Below are 13669 nucleotides of genomic sequence, written 5' to 3'. Positions count from 1 at the left end.
GACCCGCAAAGCCTTCCGCAATCGGCCTTTACTGGGCGGCGGGGGCGTTTCCGGTGAAGTTTCGACGGGAGCTTCGATGGTGGTGGTCATAGTCGTGCCTCTCTCGGCAGGAATGGCTCAGGTCTTGGCGGGAAAGGCTCAGGCGACGGCCGGGACGGGCTGCGGCCGGCTGTCGAGCTCGGCGCCGGCGGGCGCGAGCGGGGTCGCGACCGGCACCGCGTTGCGGTTCCGGATCCGGCCACCGGTGATCGATTCGACGATCATCCGGCCGAGAATGAGCACGATCATGCTGGCCCAGCCGACCGACAGCCAGGTCGGCGCCGGGTCGGCCATCACCAGCACGCCGACCACAATGGCGGTGGTATTGAGCACGAGCAGGGCGAACAGCGGCATGACCGCCCACAGTGACCGGACGCCCTGACCACCGGCGTTGGTGACCTTCCACTTGGCCGGCCGGCCGATCAGCACACCGCCGAGCGCCCGCAGGTGCACCGGCACCGCGCCGATGCTGGCCACGATCGCGGACAGCTTGAACCCGCCCGACTGCAGCCAGGTGACAAGCAGCACGGCCGCCTGGAACGGCAGGTAGTGAGTGGCCCAGGCAACGCCGTCGGCCCGGATCGGGCTCAGCGCGAACAGCAGGTACAGCGCCGGGAACAGCATGAACGTCAGCATCGCCAGGGACAGCAGGTAGTGCGTGCCGCAGAACAGATATTGCAGGCGCTGGTCGATGGTCAGGCCGATGCCGCGCTTGAACAGCCGGCCCTTCAGCAGCACCTCGAAACCGCCGCCGGCCCAGCGCAGTTGCTGTTTCAGATAGGCCGAGACGTCCTCCGGTGCCAGCCCGCGGGCCAGCACCTGCGGCACGTAGATCGACTTCCAGCCGCGCTTGTGCAGCTCGATCGAGGTCCAGATGTCCTCGGAGTTGCTGCCGGTCCAGATGCCACCGATGCTGTCCAACGCCGTACGCCGGAACATGACGTTGGTGCCGACGCAGAATGCGGCGTTGAAATGGTTTTTCCCCGGGCAGACGAGCTCGTAGAAAATGCGCTGGGCCTCACCGGAGCCGGTGGCGACCAGGTTGACGTTGTTGGTGTACGACTGCGGGGACTGCACGAACGCCACGTCCGGGTCCTGGAAGTGCGGCAGGATGCTGATCAGGAAGCCCGGCTCGGGCACGTGGTCGGCGTCGAAGATGACCACGTACTCGCCGTCGGTGCGGGCCAGACCGGCGTTGACGTTGCCGGCCTTGGCGTGCGCGCCACCGGGCCGGCGCAGGTAACCGATGCCGGCGTCCTCGGCGATCCGCTGCAGCTCGTCACTGTCCCCGTCGTCGAGCAGGAACGTGCGGTGTTCCAGCTCCATGTCCCGGGCGGCGAGCACGGTCCGGCCGACCAGGGCCGGCTCCTCGCCGTACGCGGTGATGAAGACGTCGATGGTGGGGACGTCGGCGCCGGCCCGCAGCCGGTTGCGCCAGACGGTGGCGTCCACCGCCTCGGCCCGGTCGTCGTGGGCCAGGATCGTCCACCAGGTGCCCACCAGGTGCAGGGCGGTCAGCCCCTCGGCCAGCAGCATGGTGACCCAGAGCCAGCCCGGTCCGCGGTACGCCGGGTTCAGCAGGAACAGTTGGTAGAACACGGTGGCGGCGAGAGCGGCGATGATCGCGACGCGCGTTGACCGTTGCAGCGGCCGCCATGCCAGCCGAGCCGGCGTAGGGGACGTTGCCGTCATGGATGCTCCCCGGATCGTTGATATTCAACACCGTGAATTCGGTGCCGATATCCAGATAACCGGAGATACGTTTCATCGACGAGCGTTTGCGGAACATTTCTTTCCGGTCACATTTCCGGCGGCATATCCAAACGTTCTTGATCGATTTCCGAGATCGCGCTGACCTGCACACAAACCGGTGCCAGGTAAATTCCGTGCAAACAATTACGCGACCCGGCACCGGGTGAAGTGAGCGAGGTTACAGATCTTCTTCCCTGCGCTGGAAACGCTTACGAAACTATTCGGGTCAGTTCGATCGAGCGAACCCGGTCGGCCGGCTCCGGCGCCTGATGAGTGGTGATCAACTCGTCGGCCTGGCAGCCCTTCGCGAAGGCACCGAGGTATTCGGCCACCTCATCCGGGGTGCCGACCGCGGTGTACCGGGTCATCCCGGCCAGCTGAGCACCGTTCGGCGAGGCCAGAAACGCGTCGATCTCGGCGTCGGTGAAATTGCCCCGCCGCAGGAAGGCACGCGTGCGAGACCGGTAGGCCACGGTTTTCTGCTGCACCGCCAGATCATGATCCTCAGCCGCGAAAACATTGACCCCCGCCATAACGTACGGCGCGGAAAGCTGCTCCGACGGCCGGAACGTGTCCCGGTAGGCGTCGACGGCCTGGTGCAGCAGATCCGGGGCGAAATGCGAGGCGAAAGCGTACGGAAGTCCCAGCTGAGCGGCGAGCCGCGCGCCGAACATCGACGACCCGAGAATGTACAGCGGAACCACCTCGTCGGCCCGCGGCACCGCCTGCACGCCCGGCACCCGGCTGTGCCCGCTGAGGTATCCCTGCAGCTCCAGCACGTCCTCCGGGAACGAGTCGGCCGAGGCCGGATCGCGGCGCAGCGCGAGCATCGTGTTCTGGTCGCTGCCCGGCGCCCGCCCGAGCCCGAGGTCGATCCGCCCCGGGTGCAGCGTGGCCAGGGTCCCGAACTGCTCGGCGATCACCAGCGGCGAGTGGTTGGGCAACATCACCCCACCGGCCCCGAGCCGGATCGACTCGGTCCGATCGGCGATGTACCCGATCAGCACGCTGGTGGCCGACGAGGCGATGACCGGCATGTTGTGGTGCTCGGCGTACCAAACCCGGCGAAACCCGCTGCGCTCGGCCGCCCGGGCGAGTTCGACGGAGGCGGCAAAGCTGTCCCGCACCGGCTTTCCGGCCGGCACCGAAGCGAGGTCGAGCAGCGAAAGAACAACAGACATGATCGCGACACTAACGCGTCAACCGAGCACCGAAAGAATGATCCCTACGACAATGACGACCAGCACGACGATGGCGGCGGTGTGCGAGTGACGAGTCCGCACGGCAACTCCCCGGGACGAAGAATTTTCGATGTCGCCCGAGATGTGGCCGGTCCGACCGCCGCAGATACCCGTCACATCACCGTGGCCCACACGACCTTGCCCTCGCGGGTGGGCATCGTGCCCCACGCCGCGGCGACCGTGTGCACCAGCCGCAGGCCTCGCCCCCGTTCGACGAACGAGGCCTGCGGACTGGTGAGTTCCGATCCGCTCGGGCGCGGGAACCGGCTGACACAGTCGTGAATCGCCAGGTGCAGTCCGGTGCCGTTGCGGGACACGGTGACGATGAAGTCGGTGGCCGCGTGTTCGACCGCGTTGGCGGCCAGTTCGGACACGATCAGCGAGGTGTCCGCCAGCAACTCCGGCCGCTGCCAGGCGTGGCAGGCCTGGGTGACGAGGTTGCGGGCGACCCGGACCGAAGCCGGCCGCGGCTCCAGGCGGGCCTGCAGCTGGTCGGCGCGCGACAGCCGCCCGGCGATCGCGGTGCGGGCCTCGGCCACGGTCGCGAAGACCCGTGGTTGCGGTCCGCGGAGATACCGGAGGCGCCGGCTCAGCGTGGTCGTCGCGGGCAGGCAGAACGTCAGGTGCGCCGGCGGGGCTCCGAACCGCGCCTGCCGCCACAGCGCCAGCCAGAACGACATGCTCACCCCGGGCGGATCGTCCAGATCGTGCAGATCGACGATTATCGAGACGGACAGCCCGGCCAGGCACATCTGCAGGGCGGTGGTCACCTGATCACCCAGCTGCTCCGACCAGAGTCCGTGCGCTACCACCTCGACGACCGCCAGGCCGGCGTCACCGGTGATGGTCACGCCCACGCCGCTACCGTCGGTGATGGCGGTCAACAGGTATGGAGGCTGCAGGCCATCGACAGTCAAAATGCTCCCCCGGGCACCTAGCCAGAACTGGCGTGCCACCGGGGTCCAGGGCGGCTATGCCACCATATATCACCTGGCCGGACGCTGTTCATCATCGTGCGGGTGATGCCCAGTCGCGCGGAGTCAGAAAGTTGTCGCGCATCTCCGCCTCGGGGGTGCCCGGCTCGGGCTGGACGTCGAAGGCCCAGCTGGCCAGTGGGGGCAGGGACATCAGGATGGCCTCGATGTTGCCGCCGGTCTGCAGGCCGAACCTGGTGCCTCGGTCGTAGACCAGGTTGAACTCCACGTAGCGGCCCCGGCGGTAGAGCTGCCACTGGCGTTCGCGGTCGCCGTACGGCTGGTCGGTGCGCCGGCGGACGATCGGCAGATAGGCCGCCGCCAGGGTTTCGATGCCGCGGGCGGCCAGCCTCAGGCCGCGATCCCAGCCGTCCGGGCCGTCGGGGCGCAGGCCGTCGAAGAAGATGCCGCCGACGCCCCGGGTCTCCCGCCGGTGCGGCAGGTAGAAGTATTCGTCGCAGGCGGTCTTGGCCTCGGGATAGAACGCCGGACCGTAACCGTCGCAGTAGTCCTTGAGGGTGCGGTGGAAGTGGGCCGCGTCCTCGGCGTACCCGTAGGCGGGGGTCAGGTCGGCGCCGCCGCCGAACCACCAGGCCTGGTCGCCCATCTCGAAGTAGCGGAAGTTGGCGTGGAACGACGGCACGTGCGGGTTGCGCGGGTGCACGACGGTCGACAGGCCGGTGGCGAAGAAGCCGACCGCGGGGTCCACCCCGTGCTCGGCCGCGATCGAGGCCGGGGCCTCGTCGCCGTAGACCGCCGACACGTTGACCCCGGCCCGTTCGAAGACCCGGCCGTCCTCCAGGATGCGCGCCTCGCCGCCGCCCCCGCCGGGCCGGCTCCACCGGTGCGGGGTGAAGCGGCCCCCGCCGTCGCACTCCTCGAGGGCGCGCCCGAACGCGTCCTGCCCGGCGCGCATGACCTCGACGACCCGATCGCGGCGGGCGCTCATCGTCTCACCCCCGGACGGCTCAAAAGATCGACGATCATGCCGGTCGGAATTTAGCAACGCGCCGCGATCCGCGCTGCCCCGTCGCGACCGGCCGGTGACGCTGCGGTGACGGACCACGACGAAGGTCCGGAAGATGGGACCTCGGCTCCTGGCCCGATGCGCGGCCCCAGCCTCGCCCCGGACGCCCCCGGCCTCGGGTCATGAAGCCGAACGGGTCCGGCCGGTCGTCTGGCCGGCCTGGGTGCAGCGGTGCGGAACCGACTCGTCGTGCGACTGCCCGCCCGAGCAGAAGGCCGCCGCCGTCAGCCATCCCGGCGATGCCGACGAGCTGGAGGCGGAACGGACCGCGGAACGCCTGGTCCCGTCGGCGCCGGCCGGCCGGGTGCAGCGAACGCCGGAGGGCCCGGCCGGCGACGTGGTGCAGCCGCTGCCGCCGGCCACCCGGTCCAGCTTCGAAGCCGGCTTCGGACGAGACTTCGGCGGCGTACGGGTACACACCGGCCCGGCCGCGGCCAGCTCGGCCCGGTCGATCCAGGCCCGGGCGTACACGTCGGGCCAGGACATCGTGTTCGGTGGCCGCGAGTTCGCGCCGGACAGCCCGGCCGGGCAGCGGCTGCTCGCGCACGAGCTGACGCACGTCGTTCAGCAGCAGGACCACGCGCCGCCGGGCCGGATCGCCCGCCAGGCCGACGCGGGGACCGTGGAGGTACCGCACCTCGGCTCGCCCGGCCGGATCGACTCGCCGGGGACCAAGGCGTACTCCCGGCAGGCGGCCTGCGTGGCGATGCAGGGAGCGTGCGGCCACGTGCTGTCCGGCGGCACGGTCGACGAGTCGGCCATCCCCGGTTTCAACGAGTCCTGCCTCGGCGAGACCGGTTACAGCGGACCGGTGATCGCCCCGACCGAGGAGGAGTGCCGTCAGGTTCGGACCTCGGAGGTGGTCGATCCGGCGCGGATCCGGCGGCTCGAGGCGCTGACCGCGGAGTACTACCAGCGGATGAAGCAGGACGATCTGACCCTGGCGGACGCGCTCACCATCGACGACGCGCTCCGCTCGGCCCATTTCGCGCTGCTGCGCGGCGGTGTGGAAATGCCCGCGTTGCCGGAGCGGGCAGCTGTTCCGCTGACCGCCGATCTGGGCGGCCCGGCCCTGGCCTTCGTCCCGCTGGCCCTGGCCGAGTCGGCCGGAACCGCCACCTTAGCCGGGGCCGGGGCCGGAACCGCCACCACGGTCGGGGCCGGAGCCGGGGCCACCACGGCCGCCGGCGGCACGGTGGCCGGGGGCGCGGCGGTGGGGGTGGGCACCACCGTGGCCGCCGTGCTCATCGTCGCGGTGGTGGCGGTGGCCGTGGGACTGAGCATCTACTACATCGCCACGCTCGACTATCCCCGCGTCGACCCGACCGTCCCGCAGGCACTCGACAAGTCGATAGACACGATCGAGATCGCCCTGAAGGGAGCCCCGAAGCCGAAGACCCGGACGCGAACCCTGCCCGACATCGGGACGCTGCCGCACCAGCGGGCGGACCCGAAACAGCTGTGCACCAACGCGCAGCTGGACGAGTGGTATTCAGAGATGAAGAAGCGGTGCGGCGAGGGAGGCTGCAACATGCAGACCGACACCTGCGCCTCGGCGACCGCGAAGGTGGCGGCCCTCTACGCGTGCATCGACCTGCGCGAACGGATCCAGAAACACTGCTGGGCCAAGGACCATCCGGGGTACCAGGGCCACATGCAGCAGATCGCCCAGCAGCGCGCCTCGCTGCTGAACTGCCAGCACGTGATGAAGGAGAAATGTAAATGACGTCGCTGACCAGGCGACAGCTCGAGGACGCGTTCGGCGAGGTACCCCGCCCGGACGGCGAGAGCCTGGTGGTGTCCCCCGGCGACCCCGAGGCCCGGGAGATCGTGACGTCCTTCGCCGGCCGGGGCTGGCACGAGATCACCACCGCGGAACTGCGCACCCACGCCTACGCGCTACCGCTGTTCACGCCGGCCGCCTTCCGCTACTACCTGCCCGCCTACCTGGCCGGTTGCGTGGAGGCACGGCACGACGTGGGAGCCGCCCTGGACGGCACGATCTTCAACCTCACTCCCCCGGCCCGGCGCGACGGATGGGAATGGGACTTCTTCCAGGCCCGGGCCGAGCAGTTCGACGACCGGCAGCGGGCGGCGATCCGGTCGTTTCTCGAACTCGTCCGGGAGTACGACCGCGCGGACTGGGCAACCGCGGGCCGGGAGCCACCGGTGGATCGGGCGGCACCCGGCCTCGACTTCTGGGTCTAGGTCGCGGTGTGCGTGGTCAGCCAATCGGCGAGGTTTTCCAGGGCGGCCGGGGCGATGCCGTGGCCGACCCGGCGTAACGGTCCGGGTCGGCCAGCAGCAGGCCGCCGGCGAAGGCCGCGCCGCCGCTGAAGCCGATCAGGATCACCGGCCGGCCCTCGGGTGCCTCGTCGTCGAGCCATTCCCGGAACCACCGCATGGTTTCGGCAAGTGAATCCGGGCGGGGGCGCCCGATGCCGCGGTTGGCGAACCACGCGAAGCCGCTGCCCTCGGCGATCGGGGCGCGTACCGCCGCGTACGCCACAGTGGCCGGAAGGTGATCCGCGAGGTTGATGATCTCCTTCTCGTGGGAGCCGCGGCCGTGCAGCAGCACGACCAGCGGCACCGACGAGTCTTTCGAACCGGCAGTCGCGATTACCTGGGTCATGCGGCGACGGCGAAGCCGCCGGCCCAGGAGACCTTCTCGCCGGCGGCCAGGGTGATCTGCAGGAAGCCGAGGGCCTCGAGCTCGCGGGCGCGCTTGAGGCCGCCCGCGTCGATCGCGCGGAGGCCGGCCGCGCCGACCGCGGCGGCCAGCAGGGCCTTGGCGTCGGCGTCGTCGCCCGCGATGAGTACGGTCGTCGGCTGGTCGCCGACCGAACCGGCCACCAGGGTGCCGGCGAAGTTGGTGTTGAACGCCTTGACGACCCGCGACTCGGGCAGCGCGGCGGCGATCTCGGCGGCCGCCGAGCCGTCGGCGGCCACGGTCAGGCCGTCGAAGGTGGCGAAGTCGACCGGGTTGGTGATGTCGACGACGACCTTGCCGGCCAGCTGCGGGCCGCGGTCGGCGACGATCTGGGCGACCGACGCGTACGGCACGGCGAGCACCACGATCTCGCCGGTGACCACCTTGTCGGTGTCGGAGCTGGTCACCAGCTCGACGGTGTTGCCACCCTTGGCGACCAGGCCGGAGATCGCCTGTCCCATGTTCCCGCTGCCGATGATGCTGATGTGCGCCATGATGGCCTCCCAATTGGTTGTAGCTACAACCTACGCGTGATTGAAGGTTGTAGCAACAACTAACTCGGTGACATACTGTGAGCGTGGACACGCGATGGCTTACCTCGGAACAGCTGGCGACCTGGGTGCGGCTGGCCGCCGTGCTGGAATTGCTCCCGGCGACCCTGGACAGCCAGCTCCGGCGGGACGCCGAGCTCACCCACTTCGACTACTACGTGCTAGCGATGCTCTCCGAGGCGCCCGAGCACACCCTGCGGATGACCGCGCTGGCCGAGCGCACCACCGCCACCCTGGCCCGCCTCTCCCACGTGGTGCAGCGCCTAGAAGGCCGTGGCCTGCTCGAACGCTTCCCCTGCCCGGAGGATCGGCGGGCGACGAACGCCCGGCTGACCGAGGCCGGCTGGCAGAAGGTGCAGGACAGCGCCCCGGGCCACGTGGCGATCGTCCGGGAGAAGGTGATCGATGCCCTCTCCCCCGAACAGGTGACCCAGCTCGGCGAGATCACCGGCGCCATCCTGCGGCGCCTCGATCCGGACGGTGACCGGGCCGCCATCTACCAGCGGTACAGTCCACCGGGCGACAGCTGAGAGTCATGCCACAGATGGACCACCACGGGGTGCGCGGGCCGCATACGGTGGTGGCGCGCGTCGAACGACGCAGGAACATCCCGGGAGACGAAACAGTGACCACCGATCGGTCCGCGCTGGCGCGGGTGACCGCCGGCGGGCTTGAGCCGCTGCGGTGGCAGGCCGACGAGCTGAAGCACTTCATGCTGGTCTACAAGTTCGGGCTGGCCGAGATCGGCACCAAGATCACGATCCTGGCCGAGGAGCTGGCCCACCGGGGCCGGGGCAACCCGATCGAGCACGTCAACACCCGGCTGAAGACGGTGGACAGCCTCACCGCCAAGGCCGAGCGGATCGGCTGCCCGCAGGCGCTGGACGTGGTGCGCGCCCGGATCCGCGACATCGCCGGCGTCCGCGTCGTGTGCAGCTTCGTCTCGGACGTCTACACGGTCGCCGACATGCTGACCCGCCAGCAGGACGTCACGCTGCTGCAGACCAAGGACTACATCGCCGAGCCCAAGTCCAACGGCTACCGCAGCCTGCACCTGATCGTGGAGATCCCGGTCTTCCTCTCCGACCGGGTCGTCACCGTCCCGGTCGAGGTGCAGCTGCGCACCGTGGCGATGGACTTCTGGGCCAGCCTCGAACACAAGATCTATTACAAGTACGAGGAGGACGTGCCGGCCGCGCTCAAGGACGAGCTGACCGCCGCCGCGACCGACGCCGCCCGTCTCGACGAGCGGATGGAACGGCTGCACGCCCAGATCCACGGCCCCCGCTGGCGCCCCTGAGGCATTCCGCTCTTGGTGACCGGTGCGTCACACTCGGCTCCATGCCGTACCTCAACGTTGTTGATCCGGCGTTTGACTTCACCGCGCCGGAGGTGTTCGCCGCACAGGCCGCCGGCTGGCACGCCGACAGCCCGCTGGGACCGCTCGTGCTGCGTTACGCGGAGACCCAGGAACTGCTCCGGGACCGCCGGCTGGACCACGGCGGCGACGGCTACCTGCAGCAAAACGGGATCACCGCCGGGCCGATCCACGACTGGTGGGCCCCGATGATCGTCAACCACGACGGCGCCGACCACCGCCGGCTCCGCGGCCTGGTCAGCCGCGCGTTCACGCCGCGCACCATCGACCGGCTGCGGCCGTTCATCGCCTCGATGGCCGAGTCGCTGGCCGACGAGGTGCAGGACGCCGATTTCGTCGACGCGTTCGCCAACCGGCTGCCGCTGGCGGTGATGGGCGAACTGCTCGGCGTGCCGGCCGCCGACCACGACATCTTCAGCGTCTGGTCCAGCGACATCGGCCTGATCTTCGCCCTGGCCGCCGGCGGCGACACCGAGGCCCGGGTGGAACGGGCGGTAGCGGGCCTGGACGGTTACGTGGACACCCTGATCGACGAGAAGACCCGGCACCCGGCCGACGACCTGATCTCCAAGATGGTCGCCGCCTGGCGCAACGAGAAAACGGTCACCCGCGAGGAGCTGCGCAACCTGCTGGTCACGCTGGTCTTCGGCGCCCACGACAACACCCGCCACCAGCTGTCCAACACGATGGTCTCGTTCGCCGAACACCCCGCGCAGTGGACGCTGCTGCGCAACCGCCCGGAACTGATCGAGCGCGCGGTGACCGAGACGATGCGCTGGCGGCCGTCGGCAGCGAGCGTGTTCCGGCGCGCGACCGAGGACTTCGAGTTCCAGGGCCTGGCCATCACCGCCGGCACCTTCGTGACGATGGCCGTGCAGACCGCCCAGCGGGACCCGCGGGCCTACCCCGGCGGAGAAACATTCAACATCGCTGCGGTACGCGAGGCGCCGCTGCTCCAGTTCGGGGCCGGCCCGCACTACTGCCTCGGCTCCGCGCTAGCCGGCGCCCAGCTCAGCGAGGCCCTCCCGGTCCTGGTCCGCCGCTTCGGCCCACCGGTCATCACCGGCGAGGTGACCTGGCGCCCGGCGATCGGCACCCACGGCCCGAACGAGCTGCCGCTGCGCTTCCCCACCCCAGCGTGAGCCAAGCTTTCCGCGTCAGGATCAGTCCTGTGCCGTCATGAGCCGTTCGATGCGTGCTTCGAGATCGGCGGACGTGTGGTCGTGTCCGTCGCGCATGACGAGGGAGATGGAGCTCAGGCCCTCGATCGACGCCAGCGGGTCGGCGTCGAGAAGGAGCAGGTCGGCGTCCATTCCCGCGGCGATCCGGCCCATTCGGTCGGTGCGGCCGAGGTAGGTCGCCGGCTGGCTGGTCGTAGCCCGCAGAACCTGGAGCGGGGTGAGACCTGCGCGTCCCAGTTCGCGGAACTCGATCGCGAAGCTGTTGCCGACCCCGCGGCCGTTGCCGTCGGTTCCCGTCATGATCGGCGCTCCTTCCTTTGCCCAGATGCCCACGGTCTGGAGGGTGCGTTCGTAGTACTCGTGGAAGATGTCGAGGTCGGCCGGCGGGGTGGAGCGGAACGATTCGACGGCGGCGAGGTGTTCCTCCTGTTCCTTGGCGGGGAGCTGCTTGAGCCAGGGGTCGTCACGGAACTCCGGATCGTCAAGGACGTACTTGCTCCTGATGTTCGCCATGGTCGGGATGTTCCAAATCCGCTTCTCGACGAAGGATCCGGCGAGTCCGGTCGCGCGGTCTTCGGAGTAGGTGGCGAAGGCCTGTTTCAGGAGGCCGAGCTGGGCGGCATTAGTGGTGCTGGTGGCCGGGCCGAGGAAGTTCTTCTTCAGGAAGGTGTCGAACGCCCAGCCTGCGAAGGGGATGCTCGCAGCCCAGGTGGGGAACGGCAGCGTGGACGGGGTCTGTGCCCAGAGCTCATCGGCTTTCGTGGAGAGCGTGAGAAAGACGCTCGAACCGGTCCCGAGATGCTCGATGGAATCGAAGCCCTTCTCGGCCGCAGCGTCGATGTGCACCGGCGGAGGCAGGTGACCCGCGATGCGCAGGCCCTTCTCGTGGGCCGCGTCGATGGCAGCGAAAAAGACGTCCTGGTCGGTCAGGACCATCTTGATGAAGTCGGCACCCTGATCCCACTGGCGGGCGATCTCGGTTCGGGCGTCGTCGACGCTGTTCGCGTTGAACGGCAAAAGCAGTGCGCCCGGCAGCTGCAGGAGCCGCGGGGCTGTCTCGTTCAGCCCGAGCCGGTTCTCGGCGCGGTTGGTCAAAAGCTCCTCGGAACCCTCCATCTGGCGAATCCCGGTGATGCCCTGGGCCAGCATCAGTGCGAAACCGAGCTCGGTGCTGGGCGATTGGAGCACGTGGGTGTGCATATCGTTGTAGCCCGGAACAGCGAAGCGCCCCGCGCCGTCGATGACACGCAGGGACGACTCGACAGGCGCCGACGCGGTCGGCATGACGTCGGCGATGCGCCCATTGCGCACGACGATCGATTGACGGGCTCGTCTGCTGCCGTCGGTCGGGTCGATGACGGTCACGTTGTCGATCCGCACGCCGTCCGCTGCGGTGACGGTGGTTCGTGGCGGCACCACCGGCGCTGTCGCGCTCCTGATCGTCTCGTCGGCGGCCACCCCGAGCCCCACAAGGGCGGTACCCAATCCCGCGCGCTTCAGGAAGGCCCGACGAGAGCTGCGCCGCGCCGACTTCACCTCCGATGGACCACGTTCCACCTGCTCAGTGCCCGGGTCGTCGGTATTTTCAGACATCTCTTCATCCTTCGCTCGATTCCCCAGGTGATCATATAGCCACTATTGATGGAATTATCAAAACTGCTGAGTGCTGTAAGATCCTGCCGTGTCAGCCTTCAGTGCACCGCCTCCTGCCCGGCAGGACCGCCGCAAGGCACGCACGCGTGCAGCCCTTGTCGCAGCGGCGCAGCACCTCCTCTCGGAGGGTGAAGATGCGCACGCCAGCATCCAGGCGATCACCGAGCTGGCTGATGTCGGATTCGGCTCGTTCTACAACTACTTCTCCTCCAAGGAGGAGCTCTTCGAAGCGGCGGCGGCCACGGCTGTCGATGACTACCTGCGCTGGCTCTCTGAGCGCCTACCCGATGGCATCGACCCTGTTGCCCGTCTGATCGAAAGCGTCCGCCAGACCGGGCGGCTGGCCCTCGAGCAACCGCGGATAGCCGCGATCCTTACCCGTCGCCTCGCACTGCTCGATAACGGTGACGATCCGCGCGGACAGAGAATCCGGGCAGATGTGCGCGCCGCGATGGCCGTGGGCGGTGCAGTTCCGGAAACGCTCGAATTCGACATCCTCGTCACCGCCACCCTCGGTGCGATCATGGCCGTTCTCCGGCGAACGATCTCGCTCTCGCCCGCAGAGACCGCCGAAGCAGCCGACGTGCTCGCCCACGCCGTCCTGCGGCTGCTGAACCTGCCTTCGACGGGGGTGGCCCGTTGAGCATTACGGTGCTTACGCCCTGACGGCAAGCGGGACCGGGCGTCCGGGGCCGGGCCCACCCGCAGCGGGCGCGCGGAGGGCGAGTTGCACCCACCGGGACTGAGTGCCACGGAACTGAACCAGCCCGTACCGAAAGAAGACCTTGATCCTGCGGATCACAGCGACCCAAGCTGTTTCAGGCGGGCGTGATCTGGACCGGGATCGCGGACTGCAGGGTGTGTCCGACCGGGGAGGTCGCGGCTACCTTGCGGTGCAGCTCGGCGATCGCCGCGGCGTCGGCGTCGGTGTCCAGGTGCACGGCGGCGCGAATGGCCGAGAAGCCCGGCCGGCATCGCCGGCCAGGCCATCGGTCGTCACTCCTCGGTGGTGATGGCTCCGAGGTCGTCCGGAACGGCGTCCGGCACTCGGCGGTCGGCGGCGCTGAAGGTCAGCTTCGACTTCTCGATGTTCTCCGGGTCACCCTCGCAGTCCACGACCACGATCTGGCCGGGGCGCAGCTCGTTGAACAGGATCTGCTCCG

General features: G+C 69.1%; 14 protein-coding genes. 6 read left to right on the top strand and 8 right to left on the bottom strand.

The window, feature by feature from the left end; genetic code table 11:
- Nucleotides 1–138 precede the first annotated feature (138 nt).
- The 4 genes from Ate02nite_RS45925 to hemF form a co-directional block, all read right to left on the bottom strand.
- Nucleotides 139–1731: a glycosyltransferase family 2 protein gene (locus tag Ate02nite_RS45925; protein WP_203814306.1), complete on the bottom strand. Its 1593-nt coding sequence runs from the start codon at nt 1729–1731 to the stop codon at nt 139–141.
- Between the two features lie 269 nt (nt 1732–2000).
- Complete coding sequence (locus Ate02nite_RS45920) at nt 2001–2972, bottom strand: LLM class flavin-dependent oxidoreductase (protein WP_203814305.1); 972 nt, start codon at nt 2970–2972, stop codon at nt 2001–2003.
- Nucleotides 2973–3145: 173 nt separating this feature from the next.
- Nucleotides 3146–3889, bottom strand: coding sequence for an ATP-binding protein (locus Ate02nite_RS45915; RefSeq protein ID WP_203814304.1), 744 nt, complete (start codon nt 3887–3889; stop codon nt 3146–3148).
- A gap of 151 nt (nt 3890–4040) precedes the next feature.
- Nucleotides 4041–4955, bottom strand: a complete 915-nt coding sequence (hemF, locus tag Ate02nite_RS45910) for an oxygen-dependent coproporphyrinogen oxidase (RefSeq protein WP_203814303.1) — start codon at nt 4953–4955, stop codon at nt 4041–4043.
- Nucleotides 4956–5088: 133 nt separating this feature from the next.
- On the opposite strand from hemF, the gene Ate02nite_RS45905 reads away from it, so the two are divergent.
- Both Ate02nite_RS45905 and Ate02nite_RS45900 read left to right on the top strand, forming a co-directional pair.
- Nucleotides 5089–6759, top strand: a complete 1671-nt coding sequence (locus Ate02nite_RS45905; RefSeq protein ID WP_203814302.1) for an eCIS core domain-containing protein — start codon at nt 5089–5091, stop codon at nt 6757–6759.
- Nucleotides 6756–7241 (top strand): DUF6714 family protein, encoded by a 486-nt coding sequence (locus Ate02nite_RS45900; protein WP_203814301.1) that lies wholly within the window; start codon nt 6756–6758, stop codon nt 7239–7241. Before Ate02nite_RS45905 ends, Ate02nite_RS45900 begins: the two co-directional genes overlap by 4 nt.
- Before the next feature lie 16 nt (nt 7242–7257).
- Here the strand turns inward: Ate02nite_RS45900 and Ate02nite_RS45895 are convergent, their stop codons facing one another.
- Entirely contained in the window at nt 7258–7665 is a 408-nt protein-coding gene (locus Ate02nite_RS45895) for an alpha/beta hydrolase (protein WP_203814300.1), read from the bottom strand.
- Complete coding sequence (locus Ate02nite_RS45890; RefSeq protein ID WP_203814299.1) at nt 7662–8237, bottom strand: NADPH-dependent F420 reductase; 576 nt, start codon at nt 8235–8237, stop codon at nt 7662–7664. The genes Ate02nite_RS45895 and Ate02nite_RS45890 overlap by 4 nt, the downstream gene beginning before the upstream one ends.
- An 83-nt stretch (nt 8238–8320) precedes the next feature.
- Between Ate02nite_RS45890 and Ate02nite_RS45885 the strand changes: the two genes are divergently transcribed.
- The 3 genes from Ate02nite_RS45885 to Ate02nite_RS45875 all read left to right on the top strand — a co-directional run bounded on the left by Ate02nite_RS45885 (nt 8321) and on the right by Ate02nite_RS45875 (nt 10814).
- Entirely contained in the window at nt 8321–8824 is a 504-nt protein-coding gene (locus Ate02nite_RS45885; RefSeq protein WP_239148205.1) for a MarR family winged helix-turn-helix transcriptional regulator, read from the top strand.
- A 95-nt stretch (nt 8825–8919) separates the two neighbouring features.
- A complete protein-coding gene (locus Ate02nite_RS45880) occupies nt 8920–9594 on the top strand; it encodes a GTP pyrophosphokinase (RefSeq protein ID WP_239148204.1) in 675 nt (224 codons plus the stop codon).
- A gap of 41 nt (nt 9595–9635) precedes the next feature.
- Nucleotides 9636–10814 (top strand): cytochrome P450, encoded by a 1179-nt coding sequence (locus Ate02nite_RS45875; RefSeq protein WP_203814298.1) that lies wholly within the window; start codon nt 9636–9638, stop codon nt 10812–10814.
- A 21-nt stretch (nt 10815–10835) separates the two neighbouring features.
- Here the strand turns inward: Ate02nite_RS45875 and Ate02nite_RS45870 are convergent, their stop codons facing one another.
- Nucleotides 10836–12446 (bottom strand): amidohydrolase family protein, encoded by a 1611-nt coding sequence (locus tag Ate02nite_RS45870; protein WP_203814297.1) that lies wholly within the window; start codon nt 12444–12446, stop codon nt 10836–10838.
- 88 nt (nt 12447–12534) lie between these two features.
- On the opposite strand from Ate02nite_RS45870, the gene Ate02nite_RS45865 reads away from it, so the two are divergent.
- The gene (locus Ate02nite_RS45865; protein ID WP_203814296.1) at nt 12535–13149 is read left to right on the top strand and encodes a TetR/AcrR family transcriptional regulator; all 615 of its coding nucleotides are present in this window, start codon (nt 12535–12537) and stop codon (nt 13147–13149) included.
- Nucleotides 13150–13324: 175 nt separating this feature from the next.
- Here Ate02nite_RS45865 and Ate02nite_RS49655 read toward each other — a convergent pair whose 3' ends face one another.
- Nucleotides 13325–13447 carry a hypothetical protein gene (locus tag Ate02nite_RS49655; RefSeq protein WP_203814295.1) on the bottom strand — a complete coding sequence of 41 codons (123 nt, stop codon included), beginning with the start codon at nt 13445–13447 and terminating at the stop codon, nt 13325–13327.
- Between the last annotated feature and the right edge of the window lie 222 nt (nt 13448–13669).

The sequence above is a fragment of the Paractinoplanes tereljensis genome (genome assembly GCF_016862435.1).
Taxonomy (GTDB): domain Bacteria; phylum Actinomycetota; class Actinomycetes; order Mycobacteriales; family Micromonosporaceae; genus Actinoplanes; species Actinoplanes tereljensis.
The sequence above is the reverse complement of the archived record's forward strand: the minus strand, read 5'-3'. Positions and strand labels throughout refer to the sequence as shown.